Origin of the sequence: Mucilaginibacter gotjawali (assembly GCF_002355435.1) — a bacterium.
Classification (GTDB): Bacteria; Bacteroidota; Bacteroidia; order Sphingobacteriales; family Sphingobacteriaceae; genus Mucilaginibacter; species Mucilaginibacter gotjawali.
Genome location: NZ_AP017313.1, coordinates 4,802,488 through 4,827,502, shown reverse-complemented (window position 1 = coordinate 4,827,502; position 25,015 = coordinate 4,802,488). Strand labels below are relative to the sequence as shown.

The following is a 25,015-nucleotide window of genomic DNA, read 5'->3' as shown; positions in this document are numbered from 1 at the left end:
GTTTTGTAACATGAAACCGTTATGTGTTTCATGATCTTAAATGAATACCGGCCGATAAGCCCGATCACCATCAGGCCGACTGCCATAAAATTAATTCTGATGAAATTTGGAGTAGTTATATTTCCGGGATCCAATTGCGATGAGGACCTCATTTATGTATTGGAAAAAATAATGGGCCAGGAAGTGGTTCGTTTATGGCATAAAGACCATGACCTGCAGGGGGCCGAGTTTATTGTATTGCCAGGCGGTTTTTCTTTTGGCGATTACTTGCGTTCGGGCGCAATTGCACGTTTTTCGCCCATCATGCAGGAAGTTATCCGCTTTGCTGCCAACGGAGGATATGTTTTAGGGATCTGCAATGGTTTCCAGATCCTTACCGAAGCAGGCTTGCTGGAAGGTGCGCTGCTGCATAATGAGAACCGGAAATTTATTTGCCGCAATATTTATATGAAGCCGCAAACTTCAAACTCATTGATCACCGCGCAGATCGATCCGCAGCGGGCATTAAAAATACCTATCGCCCATGGCGAAGGCAATTATTTTGCTGATCCGGAAGTGTTGCAATCATTGAAAGACAACGACCAGATCTTGTTCAGGTATTGTGACGAATCAGGAAATATTACGCCTGAAAGCAACCCTAACGGATCTTTAGAGAACATAGCGGGCATCTGCAACAAGGAAAGAAATGTGTTTGGTTTTATGCCGCACCCTGAACGCGCTGCCGATGCTTTGGTAGCCAACGAGGATGGCCTTGCCATTTTTGAATCTATTTTATCAATGGTAAAGGTTTGATTTTAAGTCCAAAGTCTTTAGCCTGAAGTCTTAAGTCAGTAGCATAAGCTTAATAATCAATAAGATGGTAAATAAATTTATACCTAAAATGGTTTTCCTTTTACCTGGCTTAAGACTTAAGACTCAAGACTCGGGACTCAAAAAATGAACCTCGTCATCGACATTGGCAATACGTTTACAAAAATTGCTGTTTTTAAGCAGGATGAACTTGTTTTTAACGCACAATACCAGCAGCTTGATGAAGAGATCATCGGTGACTTGTTAATCGATCATCAAATAAGCCGGGCCATTATATCTACCGTTAAAAATAAGGACGACGATGCCTGGCAACTGTTTTTGGCGCAAAGCACCCGTTTGGTTTACTTTAATGCGGCGATGAACAGGCTGATTAAAAATCATTACCTGAGCCCGGAAACATTAGGGGCCGACCGCCTTGCAGCGGTTACGGGAGCCCACCATTTATACCCCGGTAATGATAACCTGGTAATAAGCGGCGGTACCTGCATTACGTATGATTGGGTTGATGCCGGCGGAAATTATTTTGGCGGCAGCATATCACCGGGATTAAATATGCGTTATAAGGCATTAAATAATTATACTGCCGGGTTACCGCTGGTTGATGCCGACGAAAGCTTTAGCGCTTTTTTTGGAAACAACACCACCTCATCCATACTATCGGGGGTGCAAAACGGGATAAAATATGAGTTAACCGGTTTTATTGAAAGCTACCGGGCTAACGAAAAAGACTTGAATATTGTACTGAGCGGGGGCGACAGTATTTTTTTTGATACGCTGTTAAAAAATAGCATCTTTGCCCCCTGTATAAAAATTGAGCCTTACTTGGTTCTAAAAGGATTAAATGCAGCCATACACAACAATAATGATTAAATATACCAGGGTTTTTATAACAATTTTACTTGCTTTTTTTGCTTTTGGAGCACAGGCACAATCAACCGCTACTACCAGTACCCCCTATTCGCAATTCGGATTGGGCGACATCGACCCGGGTTACCTGCCGCAAAATATTGCCATGGGCGGCATTGCCACCGCTATAAACAGGATCAACCTGTATAATAATATTAACCCGCTTAACCCTGCATCATACGGTATGATAAATTTTACTACCATTGATGCCGGTATTTATTCAAACTTTCAAACATTTAACCAAACAGGGCAGCCAACATCCAAAAATTCAAACTTCAGGTTCAGCCATATTGCTTTTGCCATTCCAGTATCCAAACGGTCGGCATTAAGTTTTGGTTTGATGCCCTACAGCCAGGTGGGTTACAACAATGTGCAAACCAAAACAGGGTTTGGTTCGGGCTCATCGGTAGATACCAACAAAACCAATTATATCAATAGCGGCGATGGTGGCCTTTCAAAGGCCTATTTGGGTTATGGTTTTGGTTTAGGCAAACACCTTTTAATAGGTGCCAACGCCTCCTTTATTTTTGGCAACACGCAGCAATCTACGGCTACTGAATTTCCCAATTTATATGGCGTGTTTGATAACGAGGTACAGCAAACGCGAAGTGTTCGCGGTGTTAACTATGATTACGGTATCCAATACTCATTTGATTTTGGCGAATATAAAACCAAACACCTTGTGCTGGGCTATTCCGGCTCGGCGAATACCAGCCTGAGCGCAACAGATACTTACATCGTTAGCCAGTACACCTATAACAGCAGCGGCGCAAAAAACGTGGCAGTTGATTCCATAAAAAACGAGCAGGGCGCCAAAGCCAGCATCAAGCTACCGCAGATCAACCATTTCGGGATCTCGTTCCAAAACGACGGCCACTTTTTAGTGGGTGCCGATTACTCCACCGGTAAATGGTCGGCCTTAACCATAGGCGGTGTTAACCAGGGTTTGGTTGACAGCAAAACCTATAACATTGGCGGGCAGTTTACCCCGGACATTAACTCCCTGCGGAACTATTTTGCCCGGGCCGATTATCGTTTAGGCTTTATGTACAACCAATCGTACTTAAATGTGCAAAACGCAGCTGGGGTGTATACCAATATAACCGGCTACGCGGTAACGTTCGGTTTGGGTTTGCCTTTGGCGCCGAACAGTGTAGGTAGCGCTTTTTATAAGATCAACCTGGCGGGCGAAGTTGGCCAGCGTGGTACTACCACCAATGCTATGGTTAAAGAGAATTATTTTACACTGCACTTAAGCTTTGTGCTGAACGACAAATGGTTCCAGCAGTTTAAATTTGAATAAAATCCGTTTATGAAAAGTGGGGCAAAGAAGTTTTTATACCTGGGTTTGCCGGCACTGTTTAGCTGTATGCTGGCGTTAAGCTCATGCGAAAACTCTTTGAACGATATCGAAAAGATCGCCTCCAAGGAAGAGGATAAGCCGATCTCCAAATCCACCGGCGTTGACGTGATCTACAGCGACTCGGCCAAGGTGAAAGCGCACCTGATCACTCCTTTAATGATTGAGCTTGACGAACAGAATAAGGGTTACCAGGAGATGCCCAAGGGCGTTAAAGTGATCTTTTATGATGACGCCCTCGGCGAAAAAGGTACCATCACCTCTGAATATGCTATCCGCCTGGTAAAAGAAAATACCATTACTTTCCGTAAAAACGTGGTCGCCACCAATGCACAGGGCGAGACGTTTAAATCAGAAGAGCTGGTTTACGACCAGACCAATAAAAAACTCTATTCGCATAAACCCGTTCAAATTACCATGACTGCCGGCAACGTAATGTACGGCACCGGTTTTAAAAGCAACGAAAGCCTGTACCCCTGGACCATCGACAGCTCAACAGGTGTTTTTCATGTGGATGAAAAGCAGGAGCAGGGGAAATAGATTTCGGAAGTCGTCTGCCTGCCGCAGGCAGGGAATTTCGATTTCGGATTTAAATTTATCCCCCGGCCGGAAGTTTCTCCAATATTCATTTCATGAATTGTTATTATAAAGTTAAATGCCCATATTTAACTGATGCAAAGCCTTATCCGAGTAAATACATTTTTTTTTATTAGGATTTTGGATGGGGCGCCCGCCCAAGCAAGCATACGACACTCTTGGACTGGCGAGGCTTATTAACAGTAATTGAATTTTAATTTTATTTATTTTTGAAATGACAACTCGGCAAAAAGGTTTCTTTTTTTTTGGCGTAGCCTTTATTATCATCATTGTATTGTTGGCAATATTCGATGATAATCAATCTCAATTAATGGTTGATAAAAACAAAAAATATATTGGAAAAGTTCAGTTCAAAGGAAAGGTTATCAACTCCAAAATATATTCTTATGCAGGCAAACCATACTTTATGATATGTGTTAAGTTAGATTTTTCAAATTTTCGGGATTTAGAAATAATAAACGAATATTGTTTTCTCAAGATAAAAAACAATATCGCTACCGTGGATGAGGGAGTTTATAGCAGCGACGTGGGTGTTCCGAAATATGTTGAAGTAAACATAGGCAACAGTGGCGTCGAAAAACAATTAACTTATAGCGGCGATACAACTGTTAAAAAATTTTATTTACCAAATTGGGGGTTAAGTAAAAGCGATTTAAATATTTGTAACTAATTATAAAATGTACCCGACTGTCCAAGTGCGCTTGGACGGGTAAACATTATGTAAAAATATGAAAACCCGCCTGTCCTAGTGGCACACTTGAGCTGGCGGGAAAACAATATGAAAATTAAAGAAACTTATAATTATTTATTTTGCAAAATTTACTCTTTTTGGGAAACAGTATCAATTCCTGAATTTTTAAGCGAAGTGAAGGCTATTATTTCAATAATTGCTTTGCAGGAAGTTACACTAGCATCTCTAGTGATGTATTACCTGACTTTTATAGGGAATAGAAGTCATTTAGGCAATACAAAGGGGGTGACATTAATTATATCTCTGCTACTTGCATCTTTTAATTACTTCTATTTTATCCACTACGATCAATGGAAGCTGATGGTAAAAGAATTTAGAGGGCTGCCAAAACAAAAGAAAGATAAATGGGATAAAGCAATTGGAATACTTATAGTGGCTATTGTTGTAAATTTTATTTTGGCTTGGTTTTTCTATTTGAGATGAAAACGAGAACCCGCCCCGTCAAGTGTGCCGCTTAACTGCCCATCACAATAGAAGAAAATTTACTGTCGGCTTTTAATTTATTTAACCGGAACAGCCGGACAATTAGAAAATACAGGAAAGAATGAAAACAATATTTGGTATACTTTTAATATTTGGCTACACAGGTATTGCACAATTAAAGATTGGCGTAAAATTGAATAATTCAATGAAGATAATTGATAACTCAAAATTGATTATGACCAACCCAGGTGGCTTTGAAAAGGGCTGTTCTGTTATATTCGAAAAGCATAAGTATGATTTAATCCTCGACGGCTCAAAAAGAATTAAAAAAATATTCACTAATGATCCCGGTTTTACAACTAGTGAGGGTATAAAAATCGGGATGACTTATAAAATTGTATTAGCTAAATTAACGGCTGATGATCAGCATATAATTTCCGGATGGGCCACCTGGTATGTGTCAAAATCGGGTTGGAAAGTCGCATTTGATTACAAGCATCCGGTTAATGATACCTCAAAAATTATTTTCTTATTCAAATCATAGAATCTGCGGGGATAAAATAGTGTTTCCAGCCCCCGCCTGTCCAAACGTGCCGCCTGGACACCTAACATCATGAGCCTGCCGATCAAATAAAACAACCGGTTGTTATTATAAAGTTAAATACCCATATTTAACTGATGCAAAGCCTTGTCCGAGTAAATACACGTTTATTTATTGAAATTTTTGGATGGTAAGCTAAAACTGGGTGGTGGGCAGACATGGTTAGGTGCAGCAAAATAAAATAACACAGATGAGAAGGCTTACCATTTTATTTTTTGTAGTTATTTTTTTGTCAAGGTGTAATCGGGTTTCAAACCCGGACGATGGCATCAGACTAAAAGTTGATTTACAAGTAGTCACGGTTCACCAATTACTACATAATAATTATGTTGAGTTTATAAAAGGCAGTGGGGCATATGATAAAGTGATCGGTGACACCACGATAGTATATGGATTTGGCCCGAAAGATATTGAAAGGCATGCGATTTTCAAATACAATGGGGATACGACGATAGTAGGATATAAGAAGTTTTTCCAAAAACGGCAGTTTGAAATTGTTAGGACTTTTCCCGGGGATTACTCTATGTCCTTTTTTGTAAAGGATAAAAAATACAACAAATTTTATACTGTTAGCTTGTCCAATCAGAGAGCATTGGAGTTTTTGAGTAAATAGTTGGACCGGCGTGGGATTAAAAAAGCTTCTTATGAAGATAAAAACATTGCTTTGTATTTTACTATTTTTTTGCAAAATATCTTTCGGCCAAAAGCTTAATCTACAAGATGTTATCAATTCGGCTTATGCTAAAAGAGATAGGGCGTTTCTGGATAATAGGGTGCTGTGTTTTCTAATTCCCGCAAATATTAATTTCATTGATACATCAACGTTAAAAGTCAATACCTTGTCATTGGTTTTTTTTAATGAACCATCCTTTAAAAAATATATCAAAAAAAGCGAATCAGCTTTTGCGTTACAGGTAATATATGACTCTTTGGAAGTGGGGGAATTGCAAATGAAATTAGAAATATCTAAGGTTGATGCTGAAAATTATTTCATTACACCTAGAATATTTACCTATATCGATAGAAAAATGGTGCTGTTGAAATATGATAGCGTTAAAAATGCATGGGTTTACAATAAATTACTAAAACAATGGGAGGACTTTTGAAACTTAATATACCGTCCTGCTATTTGTAGATTGTGTCTAAAGCAGAGCATTTTTCTAACATTTTGCGTAATTTGGTTTTTTCCAATAGGTGTCTTTTTTATTCAACCAAGAGTAAATCGAATCGGTTATATAGAAACATAAATTTGAAAAATGCATATAGGAAATTAGTATTCATATTAATTGCAGGCCTTGTGTTTTTTTGTGACGGCAATTTATTTGCGCAGGATGACGTGGCAATGGAATTATCGGCTGCCGGTTATTTTTATAATCATATTTTAAAAATTGAATCGTCCCTAAAAAATATATCGGTAAAAAAACCGCATTTTATAGAAGGCCCATCGGAAATATATGATGTTGCCTACGCAACTGGGGATATAAATATGCTGAAGGACAGTGTTCCTAATAGAAAATACCTGGATAGCATAAATATGGTTAACACGGAAGTTAGGCGAAATACTAAAACCAACATACCTATTCATATAAGGTATCATCAAGGCGGACATTTGAATGGCCCGATATACAAAATGCGATTGTATAAAAGTGTGTTATATAAGGGTAATACCTACGTAGTAATTCATTTAAACGATAAGCGATCCGGACATGAAGAGATTATCTGTGTAAAATTTTATGGGGACGAGATTGTCAATTATTATATCAAAAGTTTAGTTGTGGACTATTAAGCCAGCGCCTGGTATGTATACCGCTTGACTGCCGAGATTGTTTATTTATTTACCCGCTTGTCCAAGCGCGCCGCCTGGACATCTAACATCATGAGTCTGCTGATCAAATAAAACACCCTGTTGTTATTATAAAGTTAAATGCCCATATTTAGCTGATGCAAAGCCTTATCCGAGCAATACATTTTTTTAATTGAATTTTGGATTGATTGCTAAAATAGGGTGGTGGGCAAGCTTAGCCGGACCGGGAAACTAAATGATGAGAAATATAACTAAACAAATAAAAAAGGCAATTTCTGTAAATGCTACCTGGTGTATCAGTGATTTTTTCTATTTCATTGAAATGTTAAAGAACAATGGATTTGAAACTTCTTTTTGGGAAGGAGAGGAAAATTGGGCTGAACTTTTACTCAACCGCGGCGTGGTAGGATATGTATGGCAAAAATATCCCCTGATAATTATCGATGAAAGGTGCACCGCTGAAATAAAGGGAAGTATCGATGAGCTTAAATATATAGTTGTCCTGGAATCAAAGGATTTAACAAGGCAGGAATTTACCATAGATACAGATGAGGAAATAACGAGCAGGATTGGCTACAGATTAGATACAAAAAACTTTTCTGCAAATGATTTTTGGTTTTACACAATAGGGTAATCCCTGCCTGTCAGCTTTGGGCAGTGAAAAATCCTAAACACATCTGCCACCATTTACCGCCGCGCCCGTTTCCCCGAAAGGATCATCGCTGCCAGCGTGCCATCCAGGTGATAGATATCCTTCCTGAAATTCAATTGATGATCGCGGCCGGTAAAGGCGGTAAAATAGGCGATAAATACCGGCACCTTATTTTGTAAGGTGATGGAATGGTCATCTCCGCTCTGCATGGCAGCTTCTATTTTATCCGCGTCCCAGCCATCCTCATCTTTCAGCAGGAACGCGGCCAGTTTTGCCGGCTCCTGCACGCGGATACAGCCATGGCTAAAGGCCCGGGCAGTTTCGCCAAACAGGGATTTGGTTGGCGTATCATGCAGGTAGATGTTGTAACTGTTGGGGAACAAAAACTTTACCAGCCCCAGTGAATTTTCCGGGCCGGGCAACTGCCTTATGACCGGCAATCCATCTGCGTGGCCAATGATCTGCATCTGGTGGGCAGCCAGGTAGTTAGGGTGCCTTCTCATATCCCGCAGGATCTCCTTGCGTACAATGCTTGGCGGCACATCCCAATACGGCCTGAACACGACATATTTGATCTCTCCGTAAAATACCGTGGTTTGGTGCATGGTTTTCCCCACCACCACATTGCAGCTCCACAGCAGGCTGTCGCCATGGTAAACATGGAGCTTAAACTCCGGGATATTTACCGCCAGGTAGTCGGTATTTAATTTGAGCGGCAACCAGCGGCAGCGTTCCATGTTGACAATAATCTGTTCGATCCTGCTTTTTAAGGATACGTTTAATTCGGCAAGCGTTTCTTTGGTCAACAAACCATCCCCCGTCAGGCCGTGGCGGTTTTGAAAGTGAGTGATGGCCGTTTGCAGCTCCTCATTATAAGCCGGGCTGAGCGTGTCTCCCTTAAAATCTTCCAGCAGGTATAAACGCCGCCTGATCAATGGGACCACTGCAGCGGTATCGCCCGGTATGATGGCAGGCCTCACTACGATGGGCGTCCAGGTTTCTCGCTCGTCCAGGGCGCGGTATTTGCGCAGCCAGGCCCGCAGCAGTTCGTACTGCCGGTAAACAGGCTCTGCGGCGGCTACCTCATTCGCCGGTATTTTTAATAAACTGTCCAGGTATTGTTCATAATCAACTTTTTTGCGGGGCAGGTACCACCGGGCCATCCTGCTGGCGCTATTGTCAAGGCCCTGCCAGGCCAGTCTCGAAAAAACAAAATACTGCGCTGTGAGCATCAGTTCTGTCTGGATGTCTGCCTTCCCATTCGTATGTTCGATATTTACCAGTGAATCCAGTTGCTTTTGATAAGGCGCTGTTTGACTGAGCCCTTCGTTTTGGAGGTTCAACATCCTGCTGGCCAAATTGCTGCCCTGTTCAATCAGCCTGCCGCCTTCAAACCAGGCACAGGCGTAGTTTCGGCCCTGGTAAAAGCGATGGATCTCGTTCGAATAGGGTTTAAAATCCGGATAATTTTTCAGGAATTCGTCGATGGCGGTACTATCAAAAACTGTCTTCGACTGCGTGCTGAAATTACCCGGGATCGTTTCGTCCCAAACCCTTGCCGGTTTAGCGGCCGGCTTTTTGGGTTTTGGCTGCCCGCAGCCAACCAGGGTTTCGCAAACGATAAACAGAATTAAAAAATAGTATTTCAAATAAGGGTGACCGGACATGTTTGCTGTTATTATCAATATGCATACCAAGATACGCAATCAAACTGCCGCAAAGGTGACCAATGTCATTTATAAAACTGGCAATCATCACGAAAGCATAAAACAAGCATCAAGGGTTGTGATGTTATCGTGACTTAGCACGTAAAACCGCTGTAATGCAGCCGGATAATCAGCCGCAACGCGGATTATAAATAATGCGGCGCGTTTCGGTTATTATTTATCCGGACGGCATGTTGATTGGTGGTAATGAATCAAGCGTTGTATTTATAAGTATTTTTCTTTAAAAATCCAAGTAAAACACAGAAAAAATTAGTGTACCAGGTGTACCAGCCTTATTCGTCCGTTCCGGGTGGTTCAGGTGCTTACGGTGCTTTGGCAAGGAAGCAATGCCCTTTGGAGTAGTTTTTATTTTTTTTTACAGTTGGCTAGCCCCCGCAACTTTCAAGCTTCTTACCGCCCGGCGCCCAAAATACTATCACTTGTTACAACCTGGTAAACCGCTTATTTAACCAACTTAATCAACTAATTACCACCACAAAAACTAATCAAAAATTGTATTATAGAATTTTACTAAAAGTTGTATCTTGCGCCCTCTTTTTAGTAGTATAAAGTAATTATTATAGGTATATGGGTATAATGGGTTTTTTGCGTGACCGGATGGGGAAAATCCTCGCGATTAGTATCGGGTTTTCGCTATTGGCATTTATTATTGGTGAAGTGGTTAGGTCGGGTGGATCATTTTTCAGGGACGACAGGGATTTGCTGGGTGAAGTTAGCGGCGAAAAGATTTCGTATACCGATTTCAATAAAAAGGTTGATCAGAACAGCGCACAGTTCAGGCAGCAATCCGGCCAGGGGGCGTTATCGCCGCAGATCACCAGCTACGTACAGGAAACTACCTGGAACCAGTTGGTGGCACAAACCGTTTTGCAAAAGGAAGTTGACAACCTGGGTTTACAGGTAGGTACCGATGAAACCAAATCGATGGTTAGCGGTAATGAACCTAATCCGCAGATTGTGCAGGCCTTTGCCGATCCTAAAACCGGGCAGTTAGACAGAAGCAGGCTGAATAACTTTTTAAACCAGCTGCCAACCCTGAGCCCCGAAATAAAACAGCAGTGGAGCGATTTTATCACCCAGATGATAGAGGCTAAACTGCAGGAAAAATATGTTTCGCTGGTGACCAACTCTTTGTATGTTAACACGCTTGAAGCAAAAGATGATTACCAGAATAAAAACAGGCTGGCTAATTTTAAATATGCAGTACTTAATTATTCATCAATCCCTGATAATAAAGTAACCCCTACGGATGCTGATTACCAGGCTTATTATGATGAGCACAAAGCTGAATTTAAAAACCAGCAGGAGTTAAGGAGCTTTGATTTTATAACCTTTAACGCGGCGCCTTCTTCAGCAGATTCAGCGGGTATAAAAAAACAAGCCGATAAAATAGCCGGTGATTTTAAAACAACCACCAATGACTCGTTATTTGTGCAGATTAACGCCGAAACAAAATCAGCGATCAGTTACAAGCACAAAGGGCAGCTGGGCGATCCGAAATTAGATTCGGTGATGTTCAACGCTTCAAAGGGTTTTGTATACGGGCCTTATTTATCAAACGGCAGCTATAAAATAGCCAAGCTGGTTGATTCGCATGTTGAAGCAGATTCAGTAAAGGCTAAACACATATTAATTGATGAAAAAACTATTGGTCATGAAAAAGCGCTGGCCAGGGCCGATTCATTGAAAAAATTGATCGATGGCGGTGCATCATTTGCCGATCTTGCCAAAAAATTCTCCATTGACGGCTCAGCTGCCAAAGGCGGCGAACTGGGTACTTTTGCCCGCGGCGCTATGGTAGGCCCGTTTGAGGACGCTGCGTTTAACGGCAAAAAAGGCGATATTAAAATAGTGAGTACGCAATTTGGCGTCCATATTATCCAGATCGAAGATCAAAAAGGTTCGTCAAAAGTGGCCAAGGTAGCTATTGTGGATGTTCCGTTAAAAGCCAGCAGCGCAACACAAACAGTAGTTTACAGCAAAGCCCAGGGATTTTTAGGCTCGCTTACGAAAGATAACTTTGACGAAGAAGTAAAGAAAATCGGCCTTAAAAAACAAACCGCTGCCGATGTAAATGGTGTGGCGGTTTCAGTTCCGGGCGTTAATAGTGCGCGTGACCTGGTTAGGTGGGCATTTAGCGCTGCTAAAGGCGATTTCTCAGACAAGGTGTATATCGAAGGCAACCAATATATTGTGGCTCATTTAACGCAAATTAAACCAAAAGGAATTTTATCCCTGGATGATGTTAAAAAGCAAATCCAGCCGATGGTGTTAAACCAGGTAAAAGGCAAAGCATTAACCGATAAGCTGCAATCAGCATTAAACGGTGCATCTACCATTGACCAGGTTGCTCAAAAAGCGGGAGTTACTGTTAACCCGATTCAAAACATGGTATTTGCTAACCCGGTTATACCAGGTTCTTCGGCAGAGTATAAATTAATAGGTACCGTTTTTGGATCGCAACCCAATAAACTCTCCAAACCAATAGCGGGCACACAAGGTGCTTATGTATTCGTTTTGGATAGTTTTACCAATCCGGCGCCTATGACGGATGCAGTTAGGGAAAAACAACAACTGGGGCAGGCTATGATGCAGCGTGCAGATTCGCAGATATTTGAAGCCCTGAAAGATAAGGCGAATGTAAAAGATTACAGAGCAAAGTTTTTATAAGGATATTTTAAAGTAATTTTGTATCCGGGTATAGCACTATGTCTGTACCCGGATTTTTTATTTAAGGGTTTTCCGGGTAGGTGAATTAGCCCGCTATTAAAATAAAAATGGAAATACAGGAAAATATAGTTAACAAAGTAGCAATGAGTGGCCTGGTTACTTTAGACCCTGCCGCATTTTATCCGGTTGGTGATCGTGTTGTGTACGATATAAAGGATAATTTGTACATGGGCTTGATCCTGCGTGAAAAGGATTTCAGGGAGTTTGTGAAAGCGCATGACTGGACACAGTACCAGGATAAATTTGTAGCTTTAACCTGTTCTGAAGACGCTATCGTTCCGGCTTGGGCCTATATGCTGCTGGCCAACAAAATGGCGCCCTACGCGGCCGAGGTTGTTTTCGGCAATGCCGAAGTGCTGGAAACCGTTCTGTTTGAAAAAAGTTTAGCAAAAATGGATGTCGGACAATATAATGGTCAACGCGTGGTGATAAAAGGTTGCGGGGATATACCTGTACCTGTTTCGGCATATGTTACCTTAACAAAAAAGCTTACGCCGGTGGTAAAAAGCCTGATGTTTGGCGAACCTTGTTCAACAGTACCTATTTACAAAAAAAAGGATTTGTAGCAACGCAATAATTTGCGCCGGCAGCGGTTCAATACAGCGGGCCGTAAATAAATTGCCGGCAAATAACTAAATGAAAAAATTCATACTCGTAGCGGTTTTGCTATCTGCATTTTCAGGAAATACATTTTGTCAGGAAATGGTGGATATGGTGACGCCGGTTTTTAAAGTTGGTGAGCAGCTAAACTATAAACTCAAGTATGGTTTTTTTACCGCGGCAGAAGCTAATTTAAGAGTTGAGGCAACAGACAGGAAATTTGATGGTCAGCCGGCGTTCCATATCGTTGCCGACGGCAAAACAGCGGGCGCTTTTGATGTTCTATATAAAGTGCGTAACAGGTACGAGACCTATATTGATGAAAAAACGCTGATGCCTTATTTCTATACCGAAAATCGGCATGAGTCAAGCTACAAGCACACCGATAACGTTACATTTAACCACGATAGCGATAAAATAACTGCAGCGAAAGGCGTTTTTCCGTTCAAAGGGAAAGTATTTGATTTTTTATCAGCTTATTACTTTTCAAGGGGCATCGATGCTTCCAAACTAAAAATAGGCGAAACTTTCGATTTGAAATATTTTTTGGATGATGGCGTACATACCCTCAGTATTACCTACGTTGGAAAAGAGCGGCTGAAAAGCGACCTGGGGGAATTTAATTGTTTGAAGTTTAACCCCACAATCATCCCCGGGCGGGTTTTCAGGAAGGATAGTAAACTTTACCTGTGGATAACGGATGACGAAAACAGAATTCCTTTAAAGGCCCATGTCGAACTGATTGTTGGCAGTATATCTATGGAGCTAACCAGCGCAAAGGATCTTAAATATCCTTTAAAACCGATAAGTAAATAAAGGGAAAATCAAGAGTATAGAACCAAAAATTAAGATTTAGGAAGCGGAGCAGGCCGGCCGAAAGCAATGAAAAAACATTGGTTTGGCGCTTCAATATTAAAGTTGTAAAAAGCAAAGTAGATTTTTTTATCTTGGTTCCTGATTCTTATCTCTTGGCTCTAAAAAAATAATATATGATAGAAATTGGCGCAGTATTAGTGCATGAAGAACTGATAAAGGAAAATTTTGTATGCAACTTAAACAAGTGCAAGGGAGCCTGCTGTCTGGAAGGTGATTCAGGTGCACCGCTTGACGCCGCTGAACTTGATATCCTTAATGAAATATATCCAAAGGTAAAACCTTTTATGACCGACAAAGGTATAGCCACTATCGAGAAAAATGGCACCTATGTAACAGATTTTGAAGGTGATTATACAACGCCCTGTGTTGATGTAAATAAAGAGTGTGCCTATGTTATCTGGGAAAACGGTATTACTAAATGCGCCATCGAAAAAGCCTATGAAAATGGGGCTATCAACTGGCAGAAACCCATTTCATGCCATTTATACCCAATTCGTATTACAAAATACCCTGAGTTTGATGTGTTGAATTATGACCGCTGGAGTATTTGCAGCCCTGCATGCTCCTTTGGCAACGAACTGAAAGTTCATGTTTACCAGTTTTTAAAAGGCCCGCTCATTCGCAAATACGGCGAAGAGTGGTACCAGGAGCTGGAAGAACAGGTTTCGGATATTTAATCAAATTTTCTCAATAGAAAGAAACGGTTTTACCGCAATATTGCTATAAGTATTTAATAATTAACTACTTGTATCGGTATTTGGTGCTTTATAATGAATTGTAAAAATGCCGGTTAGTTATTTTACACCGTGAAAACACGGTATAAATAGGGTTAAAATACGGGCTGCAAAATTGAAATTTTGCAGGTATACTTACATTAATTTTTTAAGCTATCAATACACCTGAACCTTATCAAAAAACTTATCCCAGCCATATGGAGGCATTGGTAACAGCCCTTAAAAGGGTTGTTACCCTGCCTTTTTTATGTTAACGGTATTTTCACGTTATTTAATACCGGGGGCCTTTGTTTAGAAAGGCAATAGGTATTAATCTGACTCTTCCGAAAACAAAAAATCAAAAATCCTATTTATAACCATATAGTTTGTAAAAACAATATCGGTATGCCTGATGCCAATTTTTACAATTAAATTGGATAATATTGTAAACTAAAACATTATTTGCTTCTACCGTAAATGAAAATAGCTTTAATAACAGGTATTACCGGTCAGGATGGTGCTTATTTAGCTGAATTTTTGCTAAAAAAGGGTTATGAAGTACACGGGATCAAACGGAGATCGTCATTGCTGAATACGGAGCGGATCGACCACCTTTACCACGACCCGCATGAAGCAAATGTAAAATTTAAACTTCATTACGGGGATCTGACCGATTCGACCAACCTCATCAGGCTGGTACAGGAAATTCAGCCGGATGAAATATACAACCTTGCCGCCCAAAGCCATGTAAAGGTAAGTTTTGATACGCCGGAATATACGGCAAATGCTGACGGTATCGGCACACTGAGGATCCTTGAAGCGGTAAGACTGCTGGGCCTTGAGAAAAAAACCCGGATTTACCAGGCATCCACATCTGAGTTGTACGGCCTGGTACAGGCGGTACCGCAAAGCGAAACGACCCCGTTTTATCCCCGTTCGCCATATGCTGTGGCTAAACTTTATGGGTACTGGATTATTGTAAACTATCGCGAGGCCTATAATATGTTTGCCTGTAACGGTATTTTATTTAACCACGAAAGCCCTATTCGCGGAGAGACCTTTGTTACCCGCAAAATTACCCGTGCCGCTTCAAAAATAGCCATGGGGCTGCAAGATTACCTTTACGTGGGCAATCTTTCGGCACAGCGTGACTGGGGCCATGCAAAAGATTATATTGAAGCGATGTGGCTTATGCTGCAACAGGATAAAGCCGAAGATTTTGTTATTGCCACCGGGGTTACCACTACCGTAAGGGAGTTTATAAAAATGGCCTTCGGCGAATTGGGTATTGAAATTGAATTTAGCGGAAAAGATGAAAACGAACGCGGAGTGATTATTGATGTTGATGATCAAAAGATCGAAGAGTTAGGTTTAAATCGTGAGGCATTAAGATTCGGACAGACTTTAGTAAAAGTTGATCCCAAATATTTCAGGCCTACCGAGGTCGACCTTTTGATAGGGGATGCCTCTAAAGCGAGAGAAAAATTGGGTTGGGTACCACGATACAACCTGCAGACTTTGGTAAGCGATATGGTTCAATCTGATCTTCACCTGGTAAAAAAAGATGACTATTTAAAAAAGGGTGGGTTTAAAACACTCAATTATTTTGAGTAAATTGTAAAACTATTCATTTTAGCATATGAGGAAAGTTTTTAGCAGCATTATTTTATTGTTTTCTGTAATTGGCGTGGTCAGGGCTCAATCCGTTTATCAGCCTTATTCATACCAGTTTTACCAAAAATTGAATGAGGATGTTTATTCAACAAGCAGTCGCCAGCACAGCTCGCTAAGGCCTTTTTTTGTTGATGATTCTTTATTGAAGCATCATTACGATTCGTTAATGAATTTGGGGAACGATGGTAAACAGCACAGTTGGGGATACCGGAAGCTTTTTAACGAACATTTGATAGATGTAAAAAGCCCGGGTTCAACTTTTTATGCCGACCTGCTGCCCGACATAGGCATAGGCCGGGACCTTTCAGGGCATCTTAATACCAACAGCCTCTCCATCGGTGCTCAAATTGGTGGTACCATTGGCAATAAATTCAGTTATAATGTGAGTGGTTACCAGGGCAGCGCGGAGCTTCCTGAATATATTTCAACTTACATCAACCAGGTGGGTATTGTGCCAGGCCAGGCCTATGCCCGTACTTATTCAACGTACGGATATGATTGGTCATACCTTACCGCTGTGGTCTCTTACACGCCGGTTAGATACTTAAATATTAGTGCCGGGCGCGATAAAACCTTTATAGGCGATGGTTACCGCTCCGAATTGTTATCAGATTTTGCTTCGCCATACCCGTTTTTCAAACTTACGGCAACTTTGGGCAATGTAAGGTATATGGCTATGTACACCCTTATGAATGACCCCGTTGCCGAGGCAAATTCAGGTAGCAATATCAGCCGGAAGAAATTTGCGGTATTTCATTATCTGGACTGGAACGTATCGAACCGCCTCTCGCTTGGTTTTTTTGATGCAGTTATTTCATATACAGTTGATGATAATGGCAATAAACGCCCTTTTGACTTTACTTATGTAAACCCGGTTATATTTTTAAGGCCGCTTGAAGCATCAAATGGCTCGCCGGATAATGCGCTGATCGGCGTTACCGGTAAATATAAAATTACCGATAATATTACTGCATATGGCCAGTTTGCCCTGGATGAATTCCAGTCGAAAGATTTTTTCTCAAACGATGGTAGTTCAAGGAATAAGTATGCCTGGCAACTTGGTTTCAGGGGTTCACAGTTGTTTAGCGTAAAAGGGCTTAATTACCTTTTTGAATATAATACAGCAAAGCCCTATACCTATTCTGAACGTTCAAACATTGAAAACTATTCAGACAATAGCGAGCCGCTGGCGCATCCCTGGGGCGCGAATTTCAGGGAATGGGTAGGCTTGCTGAACTACTCTTATAAACGGTTTGATTTTAGCGCCGAGGCCGATTTCGGCCGTTACGGTTTTGATATAAATGGCGCAAATTTCGGTAAAGATATATTTGAGTTATGGACACAACCCGCCCGCCACGGGGATAACCAGAATTACTCCCAGGGAAACTACACCGGGCAGGGTTTAACCACAAACATGGTATACCTGGAAGGAAAAATAGCCTTTTTACTTAACCCGAAGTATAACTTGCGGATAGAGCTCGACGGCATCTACAGAACAGAAAATAATACGCAGTTTAAGGACCGTACTACCTGGCTAAGTATTGGCCTCCGCAGTTCGTTCCGGAGTTTATATAACGACCTGGCAAGCTTTAAACCTCATTGATTAAGTCTAAAGTCGTAGTCCAAAGTCTATAGTCAGTACTTTCTTGATCTTCTGACTTTAGACTCAATGCTTACGACTTTTATCACGAAGCAATAATATGCTTGTTTTTGGGGATGCCTATAAGTTTAACTTTTGCGGCAATACCGTTGGCATCGTAACCGCAATCAGCCCAAAGCTCGGGTTGTTCTCCATGTTCAATTACCTGGTCGGGTATGCCCAGGCGTACCACCTGCGCGCTGTAATTGTTATCGGCCATAAATTCAAGTACCGCGCTTCCCATACCGCCTTCAAGGCAGCCATCTTCAACAGTAATTATTTTACCGAATTTTTTAAATACATCATGCAGCAGCGCTTCATCAAGCGGTTTTACAAAACGCAGGTCATAATGTGCCGGGAAAAAGCCTTCGTTATTCAAATTTGCCATGGCTTTTACCACTTCGTTACCAATATGGCCAATGCTTAAAATAGCAATATCGTCGCCATCGCAAACCATGCGGCCTTTACCAACTTTAATGGCTTTTAATGGCCGCTGCCAGTCAACCATTACGCCACTGCCGCGCGGGTACCTGATCACGAACGGCCCCATATCATCCTGTTGTGCCGTAAACATCAGGTTACGTAACTCTTCTTCGTTCATCGGTGCGGAAACCGTCATGTTCGGGATGCAGCGCATAAAGGCCAGATCATAGGCGCCGTGGTGTGTGGGGCCGTCTGCCCCGGCAATTCCGGCCCTGTCAAGGCAAAATACTACGTTAAGGTTCTGTATGGCCACATCATGTATAACCTGGTCATAGGCCCTTTGCATAAAGCTTGAATAGATGTTGCAGAAGGGGATAAGCCCCTGTGTAGCTAAACCTGCAGAAAAAGTAACTGCGTGTTGCTCGGCAATCCCTACATCAAATGCACGGTTAGGCATGGCCTTCATCATCAGGTTTAATGAACATCCCGACGGCATGGCCGGCGTAATACCCATTATCTTCGGATTTGCTTCGGCCAGTTCAATTATGGTATGGCCAAATACATCCTGGTATTTTGGCGGTTGTGGTTTTTCTGATTTTGTTTTCTTGATCTCGCCGGTTATTTTGTCAAATAAGCCCGGTGCGTGCCATTTGGTTTGATCTTTTTCGGCCAGCGCATAACCCTTACCTTTTACGGTAATACAATGCAGCAGCTTGGGGCCGGGTATGTCGCGCAGATCGCGTAATACTTTTACAAGGTGTTCAACATCATGCCCGTCAATAGGGCCAAAGTACCTGAATTTGAGCGCTTCAAAAAAATTGCTCTTTTTAAGCAAAGTACCTTTAATGCTTTTTTCTAATTTTTGGGCTATCTTAAAAGCGTCGGGGCCGATTGACGAGATTTTTGCCAGTACACTTGCAATGTCATCCCTGAAACGGTTATAGGGTTTTGAAGTGGTAATATCTGTCAAATACTCCTTCAATGCCCCAACGTTCGGGTCGATAGACATGTTGTTATCATTCAGGATCACCAGCAGGTTAGAATTTTCAATCCCGGCATGGTTAAGCGCCTCGAAGGCCATACCTGCTGTCATAGCACCGTCGCCAATTACGGCCACATGCTGCCTGTCTGTCTCGCCTTTATATTGCGATGCCACCGCCATGCCCAGCGCCGCCGAAATGGAGGTGGAGGAGTGGCCAACCCCAAAAGTATCATATTCACTTTCCGAACGTTTCGGAAAGCCGCTTAATCCTTTATAAATCCTGTTGGTATGAAAAATGTCGCGTCGCCCGGTAAGTATCTTATGCCCGTAAGCCTGGTGGCCAACATCCCACACCAGCTGATCATAGGGGGTGTTTAAAACATATTGCAGCGCCACCGTGAGTTCAACAACACCTAAGCTTGCCGCGAAATGCCCGCCGTTAACAGATACTTCGTCAATAATATACTGGCGCAACTCCTGGCAAACCTGTTCAAGCTCCTCAATTTTAAGTTGCTTTAAATCAGATGGATAATTTATGGTTTTTAATAAATTTCCGGCCGGTACCTGTATTGACATTCGAAGAAAATATTTAGCATGCAAATTACGGCATTTTATTGCTAAAGTTCAGGATAAAATTGATGGAATAATTTGACTTCGTGTTAATAAATTTAGGTGCGACGTATAATTCACAAAGGTTTAATTTTCAATTTAACAAAATCGCATATTTGTTTATAATTATTAAAGTTAAAATGGATAAGGTTGTGATAGAGTTGACCGATCAAAAAAAGCTTATAAACTTTTGAAAGATATGGAAGAGTTGCACCTTATCCGTGTATTGAAAGAACCAATAAAGCTATCGTCTTTACGGGGCAGATCCGAACCCCAATGAGTAGCGAGGATATTGACAAACAGCTAACCGCAATCCGTAAAGAATGGCAGAGAGATTTCTGATTGATACTACTTTTCAACAACTACAACACCTGAAACCTTTTTAACTTTCCTAAACTTTTCAACAATTATAACACTTACAACCGTTTAAACCTTTTTAACTTTATTTTTGACCCATGGTCGAAGAAAGTTTTGAAATCCATTTACCCCAGTTTGAGGGGCCATTCGATCTTTTGCTTTTCTTTATTGAAAGGGATGAACTGGAGATCCATGATATCCCCATCGCCCGCATTACGGATGATTTTTTAAACTATCTGCATCACATGGCTACCCTTAATATGGAGATTGCCAGCGAGTTTATTTATGTGGCTGCAACGCTGATGCGGATAAAAGCTAAAATGCTGCTGCCGCGATATGATGCAGGGGATGATGAAAGCCAAACGGATAGCAAAGAAGACCTGATCAGGAAGCTGATCGAATATAAAAAATTCAAAGAGATCTGTGCAGAACTGCACCCGTTTGAGGATGAACGTTTCAAGCAGGAAAAGCGCGGCAACATCCGGTTTGATATTGAGCAGGCAGATATTGTTCCGCTTCCGGGTGAAGAACTGTCGGAAATTAATTTATATAAACTGATGGTGGTGTACGGCCGCGTTTTAAAACGTTACATGAACCGTAGCGAAGAGGTAACCCACACAGTTGTACAGTATCCATATACCATTGAGCAGCAAAAAAAGGCGATCGAAGAGTTACTGAAGATCAATAAAATGATGGATTTTAAGGCCATTGCCAGTCAATCTGAAAATAAAGTACATTTTGTGTATAATTTTTTGGCAGTATTGGAAATGCTTCAGCAGGAATTGATTGATATACAGATAGGGCTGGGGTATAATAACTTCAGGATATCGGCCAGGTTAGTTGATCAGAGGCTGGAGATTAGAGATTAGGGGGCACTTTATATTGGTTTTACTTTCGGACCTCCGACTTTTCGGACTTTCGGACTAAAAAATTAATCTCTAATCTCTAATCTCTAATCTCTAATTCCTACCTTTGCCCCCGTTTTAATAAATTTATGAAAAGAGACAAGTTAATATTCAAGCTGTTGGATGAAGAGCAGCAACGCCAGGAAGAGGGCATTGAACTGATCGCATCAGAAAATTTTGTTAGCAGGCAGGTTATGGAAGCTGCAGGTTCTGTGGCAACCAATAAATATGCCGAAGGCTTACCGGGCAAACGCTACTACGGCGGCTGCGAGGTGGTTGACGAAATTGAAACAATAGCCATTGAAAGGGCCAAACAATTGTTTAATGCCGAATGGGCCAACGTTCAGCCGCACTCAGGCGCGCAGGCAAATGCTGCTGTTATGCTGGCTTGCTTACAGCCGGGTGATAAGATACTGGGCTTTGATTTGTCGCATGGCGGGCATTTAACACACGGTTCGCCCGTTAACTTTTCAGGTAAATTATACGAACCTCATTTTTACGGGGTGAATAAGGAAACCGGCCGGGTTGATTATGACCAGCTAAAAAAGGTTGCACTTGAACAAAAACCAAAGATGATCATCTGCGGTGCGTCTGCATACTCACGTGATTGGGATTATGAATTTATCCGCAAAGTAGCTGACGAAGTTGGCGCTTTGGTGCTGGCTGATATATCGCACCCCGCCGGTTTAATAGCAAGGGGTTTATTAAATGATCCGATGCCATTCTGCCATATTGTTACTACAACCACTCACAAAACCTTACGCGGCCCGCGCGGGGGGATGATATTGCTGGGCAAAGATTTTGAAAATCCCTGGGGTTTAAAAACACCTAAAGGAGAAGTAAGAATGATGTCGGCATTGTTGGATATGGGGGTTTTCCCTGGTACGCAGGGCGGCCCGCTGGAACATATTATAGCTGCTAAAGCGATAGCCTTCGGCGAAGCACTGTCTGACGAATATATGAAATATATCCTGCAGGTGAGGGTTAATGCGGCGGCGATGGCGCAATCATTTACTACCCGTGGTTACGAGATCGTTTCGGGTGGTACTGATAACCATTTGATCCTGATTGACCTGAGGAATAAAAATATTACCGGTAAAGCTGCTGAGAATGCACTGGTTTCAGCAGATATTACCGTAAATAAAAACATGGTGCCTTATGATGATAAATCACCATTTGTAACTTCCGGAATACGGGTAGGTACTGCAGCTATAACCACCCGCGGGTTGAAAGAAAAGCATATGGATGAGATCGTTGAATTGATCGATATGGTGATCACCGATGCTGAAAATGAGCATACTATTAAAAAAGTAAAGAAAAGGGTTCATAAATTGATGGGAGATCATCCGCTGTATAAAGATTAAGCTTTGGCGGAATTTTCATTTTTTCAATTGTTTATTGACGGTTTTTTGCAACCTTTTGCCATGGATACCGTTTAACAAGGGTCAAATTATCTAAATATTTATACCTTGGAAACAGATCTTAAAATAAATGTACTTGTTGTTGATGATAACAATATTAATCGGTTGCTGATTAATAAAGTATTAACAAAATGGGGTGCATCTGCTGATTTTGCTGAAAACGGGCTGCAGGCAATTGAAAAAATTACCAGCAACCGCAATTACGACGTCGTTTTAATGGACGTTTATATGCCCGAGATGGGCGGGATAGAAGCAACACAGGCTATCAGAGCCAACAGCGATTCCTATTTCCAGCAACTTCCAATCATTGCCTTAACGGCATCAATGCTAAGCAGCGAACGCGCAGAGATTATGGAATCAGGCATGAACGATTATATTTTAAAACCATTTGATCCGGCCAATCTTTTCGAGAAACTAAGCGCTTTCCAGAAAGTAGGTTAGTACATGGTTCATGGTTCATAGTTCATGGTTCATAGTGATGATTCTTACCATGAACCATGAACTAACCGCTACTCTGCATAAGCAATCGTAGCAATACTCAATTTTAATCCCTCAATCCTTAACAGTTGTGCGCCGCAGGCTTCCAGGGTTGATCCGGTGGTAATCACATCGTCAACCAGCAAAATATGCTTATTTTTTAGCTCTTCAGGGTTCAATACGTAAAAAACCTCCTTCATATTCTGATAACGGTCGAAACGGGATTTTCGGGTCTGGGTTTCGGTAGCAGCCGGTCTTATAAGGTTATGTTCCATTACAGTGGTGTTTAGCTGTTTTGCAAGGCCTTCGGCAAAACAGGCGCTCTGGTTATATCCCCGCTGGCTTAATCTTTTCTTATGCAGGGGAACAGGGATGATGTGGTCGACATTTTTATAGATATCATTTTTAATAAGTTGAGCGCCCGCAATCTCCCCCAGTAAATTGCCTATTTCTTTTTGCCCTTTATATTTAAACCGGTGCATTAAATTTTGCACTTTGCCGCCCTTGGCAAAGTAAAAAAGTGCGAAGGCGCCTTCCAGTTTAATTTTGCCCCAAAATTGCTGGGCTACTATGTTATCAGGCAATAAATGAAAATTGGTATAGGGTAAGGTAATCCGGCACGAGGTGCAAATTAAATGCTCATTCGCCACCAGGCTATCCCCGCAGGCAGCACAAAGTTCGGGGAACAGGAGCGAAACAAAATCAGCTATGTAGGTCTCGCGAAGTTTCATATTAGATTAGAGTCAGGATTCAAGAGTCAAGTGCCAAGGTAAAAAATAACGAGAATAAATTAGTCGCTTCTTCTTTCTTAACATCTCTTTCCTGATTTTTTTTCTTGACTCCCGCTTATTATTTGCCGCCTTCTTTAATGGCCAGTTGCCCGCAGGCGGCATCAATATCTTTACCGCGGCTGCGGCGCAGGTTCGTGTTTATACCCTGTTTACGCAGGTATTCGGCAAAAGCCTCAATTTTATCTTCGCCTGCATTAATAAAACTGGCAAACGAGATGGGGTTATATTCAATAATATTTACTTTGCACGGCAGGTGTTTGCAAAACCGTGCCAACTCCTCTGCGTCTTTCAGGCTGTCATTAAACCCGTCAAAAACAATATACTCGTATGTTACCGGGTTTTTTGTTTTGGCGTAATAATACTTCAATGCTTCGGCCAGCGCTTTTAACGAGTTTTGTTCATTTATAGGCATTATGGTATTACGCTTTTCGTCATTTGCTGCATGAAGCGATAAAGCAAGGTTAAATTTTACCTGGTCGTCGCCTAATTTTTTAATCATTTTAGCAATGCCGGCGGTTGATACGGTGATTCTTTTTGCGGCCATGTTCAGGCCATCTTCCGAGGTTATTTTTTCGACAGACTCCAGCACATTTTTATAATTCAGCAGCGGTTCGCCCATACCCATGTATACAATGTTTGATAAGGGGATCCCGTAATTCTCTTTTGCCTGTTTGTCTATAAGCACTACCTGGTCATAAATTTCATCAGGGTTTAAGTTGCGTTTACGCTCCATATACCCGGTTGCACAAAATTTACACGTTAAACTGCAACCCACCTGCGATGATACACAGGCAGTCATCCGGCCGGGGGTTGGAATTAAAACACCCTCAATTAGGTGGTTATCGAATAAAATAAAAGAATTTTTTATAGTTTTATCCGCGCTGAATTGTGAATTGTGAATTTTAACGTTGTTTATCGTAAAATTTTCGATCAGTTTTTGGCGGAGTTCTTTTGAAATATTACTCATCTCGTCGAAAGAAAAGCATGATTTATTCCATAGCCATTCATATACTTGTTTAGCCCTGAAGTTTTTTTCGCCCAGATGGCGAACAAAATGATCCTGTAGGGTTTCAAGGCTAAGGCTGCGGATGTCTATTTTCTCTTTGACGGTATTCACGCTGCAAAAGTACGAATTTTTAAAAACTTACTTTTTAAAAGCATTATTTTTATATTTAAAAACAATAACT

The 25,015-nt window shown here is 41.5% G+C and carries 24 protein-coding genes; 20 read left to right on the top strand and 4 right to left on the bottom strand.

Annotated features, from left to right (window positions below; genetic code table 11):
• Positions 1–30 precede the first annotated feature (30 nt).
• The 11 genes from purQ to MgSA37_RS21195 all read left to right on the top strand — a co-directional run bounded on the left by purQ (position 31) and on the right by MgSA37_RS21195 (position 7,886).
• Entirely contained in the window at positions 31–792 is a 762-nt protein-coding gene (gene purQ / locus MgSA37_RS21245) for a phosphoribosylformylglycinamidine synthase subunit PurQ (protein ID WP_232010700.1), read from the top strand.
• 144 nt (positions 793–936) lie between these two features.
• On the top strand, positions 937–1,680 hold the full coding sequence (locus MgSA37_RS21240) for a type III pantothenate kinase (protein WP_096354806.1): 744 nt from the start codon (positions 937–939) through the stop codon (positions 1,678–1,680).
• Positions 1,673–3,019 (top strand): hypothetical protein, encoded by a 1,347-nt coding sequence (locus tag MgSA37_RS21235; RefSeq protein ID WP_096354805.1) that lies wholly within the window; start codon positions 1,673–1,675, stop codon positions 3,017–3,019. The genes MgSA37_RS21240 and MgSA37_RS21235 overlap by 8 nt, the downstream gene beginning before the upstream one ends.
• 9 nt (positions 3,020–3,028) lie before the next feature.
• Positions 3,029–3,616 (top strand): LPS export ABC transporter periplasmic protein LptC, encoded by a 588-nt coding sequence (gene lptC / locus MgSA37_RS21230; protein WP_096354803.1) that lies wholly within the window; start codon positions 3,029–3,031, stop codon positions 3,614–3,616.
• Between the two features lie 271 nt (positions 3,617–3,887).
• The gene (locus MgSA37_RS21225; RefSeq protein ID WP_096354802.1) at positions 3,888–4,343 is read left to right on the top strand and encodes a hypothetical protein; all 456 of its coding nucleotides are present in this window, start codon (positions 3,888–3,890) and stop codon (positions 4,341–4,343) included.
• A 108-nt stretch (positions 4,344–4,451) separates the two neighbouring features.
• Positions 4,452–4,847, top strand: a complete 396-nt coding sequence (locus MgSA37_RS21220) for a hypothetical protein (RefSeq protein ID WP_096354800.1) — start codon at positions 4,452–4,454, stop codon at positions 4,845–4,847.
• A 121-nt stretch (positions 4,848–4,968) separates the two neighbouring features.
• The gene (locus MgSA37_RS21215; protein ID WP_096354798.1) at positions 4,969–5,391 is read left to right on the top strand and encodes a hypothetical protein; all 423 of its coding nucleotides are present in this window, start codon (positions 4,969–4,971) and stop codon (positions 5,389–5,391) included.
• Positions 5,392–5,638: 247 nt separating this feature from the next.
• Complete coding sequence (locus MgSA37_RS21210; RefSeq protein ID WP_157750670.1) at positions 5,639–6,061, top strand: hypothetical protein; 423 nt, start codon at positions 5,639–5,641, stop codon at positions 6,059–6,061.
• A 31-nt stretch (positions 6,062–6,092) separates the two neighbouring features.
• A complete protein-coding gene (locus MgSA37_RS21205; RefSeq protein ID WP_096354795.1) occupies positions 6,093–6,554 on the top strand; it encodes a hypothetical protein in 462 nt (153 codons plus the stop codon).
• A 143-nt stretch (positions 6,555–6,697) separates the two neighbouring features.
• Entirely contained in the window at positions 6,698–7,234 is a 537-nt protein-coding gene (locus MgSA37_RS21200; protein ID WP_096354794.1) for a hypothetical protein, read from the top strand.
• Between the two features lie 253 nt (positions 7,235–7,487).
• Entirely contained in the window at positions 7,488–7,886 is a 399-nt protein-coding gene (locus MgSA37_RS21195; protein WP_157750669.1) for a hypothetical protein, read from the top strand.
• 53 nt (positions 7,887–7,939) lie between these two features.
• Here the strand turns inward: MgSA37_RS21195 and MgSA37_RS21190 are convergent, their stop codons facing one another.
• Positions 7,940–9,571: a L,D-transpeptidase family protein gene (locus MgSA37_RS21190; protein WP_096354790.1), complete on the bottom strand. Its 1,632-nt coding sequence runs from the start codon at positions 9,569–9,571 to the stop codon at positions 7,940–7,942.
• A 627-nt stretch (positions 9,572–10,198) separates the two neighbouring features.
• Between MgSA37_RS21190 and MgSA37_RS21185 the strand changes: the two genes are divergently transcribed.
• The 6 genes from MgSA37_RS21185 to MgSA37_RS21160 all read left to right on the top strand — a co-directional run bounded on the left by MgSA37_RS21185 (position 10,199) and on the right by MgSA37_RS21160 (position 17,827).
• Positions 10,199–12,301: a peptidylprolyl isomerase gene (locus MgSA37_RS21185; RefSeq protein ID WP_096354789.1), complete on the top strand. Its 2,103-nt coding sequence runs from the start codon at positions 10,199–10,201 to the stop codon at positions 12,299–12,301.
• Between the two features lie 107 nt (positions 12,302–12,408).
• Positions 12,409–12,927, top strand: a complete 519-nt coding sequence (locus MgSA37_RS21180; protein ID WP_096354787.1) for a DUF2480 family protein — start codon at positions 12,409–12,411, stop codon at positions 12,925–12,927.
• Between the two features lie 70 nt (positions 12,928–12,997).
• A complete protein-coding gene (locus MgSA37_RS21175; RefSeq protein WP_096354786.1) occupies positions 12,998–13,777 on the top strand; it encodes a DUF3108 domain-containing protein in 780 nt (259 codons plus the stop codon).
• Between the two features lie 173 nt (positions 13,778–13,950).
• The gene (locus tag MgSA37_RS21170) at positions 13,951–14,514 is read left to right on the top strand and encodes a DUF3109 family protein (protein WP_096354784.1); all 564 of its coding nucleotides are present in this window, start codon (positions 13,951–13,953) and stop codon (positions 14,512–14,514) included.
• 513 nt (positions 14,515–15,027) lie between these two features.
• On the top strand, positions 15,028–16,164 hold the full coding sequence (gene gmd / locus MgSA37_RS21165) for a GDP-mannose 4,6-dehydratase (protein WP_096354783.1): 1,137 nt from the start codon (positions 15,028–15,030) through the stop codon (positions 16,162–16,164).
• 25 nt (positions 16,165–16,189) lie between these two features.
• Positions 16,190–17,827: a gliding motility protein RemB gene (locus MgSA37_RS21160; protein ID WP_096354781.1), complete on the top strand. Its 1,638-nt coding sequence runs from the start codon at positions 16,190–16,192 to the stop codon at positions 17,825–17,827.
• Between the two features lie 82 nt (positions 17,828–17,909).
• Here MgSA37_RS21160 and dxs read toward each other — a convergent pair whose 3' ends face one another.
• A complete protein-coding gene (gene dxs / locus MgSA37_RS21155) occupies positions 17,910–19,838 on the bottom strand; it encodes a 1-deoxy-D-xylulose-5-phosphate synthase (RefSeq protein WP_096357641.1) in 1,929 nt (642 codons plus the stop codon).
• A 494-nt stretch (positions 19,839–20,332) separates the two neighbouring features.
• On the opposite strand from dxs, the gene MgSA37_RS21150 reads away from it, so the two are divergent.
• From MgSA37_RS21150 to MgSA37_RS21140, 3 genes are all read left to right on the top strand, one after another.
• Positions 20,333–21,103, top strand: coding sequence for a segregation and condensation protein A (locus tag MgSA37_RS21150; RefSeq protein WP_096354779.1), 771 nt, complete (start codon positions 20,333–20,335; stop codon positions 21,101–21,103).
• A gap of 125 nt (positions 21,104–21,228) precedes the next feature.
• Positions 21,229–22,503: a serine hydroxymethyltransferase gene (gene glyA / locus MgSA37_RS21145; RefSeq protein WP_096354778.1), complete on the top strand. Its 1,275-nt coding sequence runs from the start codon at positions 21,229–21,231 to the stop codon at positions 22,501–22,503.
• Between the two features lie 105 nt (positions 22,504–22,608).
• Positions 22,609–23,001 (top strand): response regulator, encoded by a 393-nt coding sequence (locus MgSA37_RS21140; RefSeq protein WP_157750668.1) that lies wholly within the window; start codon positions 22,609–22,611, stop codon positions 22,999–23,001.
• A 68-nt stretch (positions 23,002–23,069) separates the two neighbouring features.
• On the opposite strand, the gene MgSA37_RS21135 is transcribed toward MgSA37_RS21140, so the two are convergent.
• Both MgSA37_RS21135 and rlmN read right to left on the bottom strand, forming a co-directional pair.
• Complete coding sequence (locus tag MgSA37_RS21135; protein ID WP_096354773.1) at positions 23,070–23,768, bottom strand: ComF family protein; 699 nt, start codon at positions 23,766–23,768, stop codon at positions 23,070–23,072.
• 118 nt (positions 23,769–23,886) lie between these two features.
• A complete protein-coding gene (rlmN, locus tag MgSA37_RS21130; RefSeq protein ID WP_096354772.1) occupies positions 23,887–24,945 on the bottom strand; it encodes a 23S rRNA (adenine(2503)-C(2))-methyltransferase RlmN in 1,059 nt (352 codons plus the stop codon).
• Positions 24,946–25,015 lie beyond the last annotated feature (70 nt).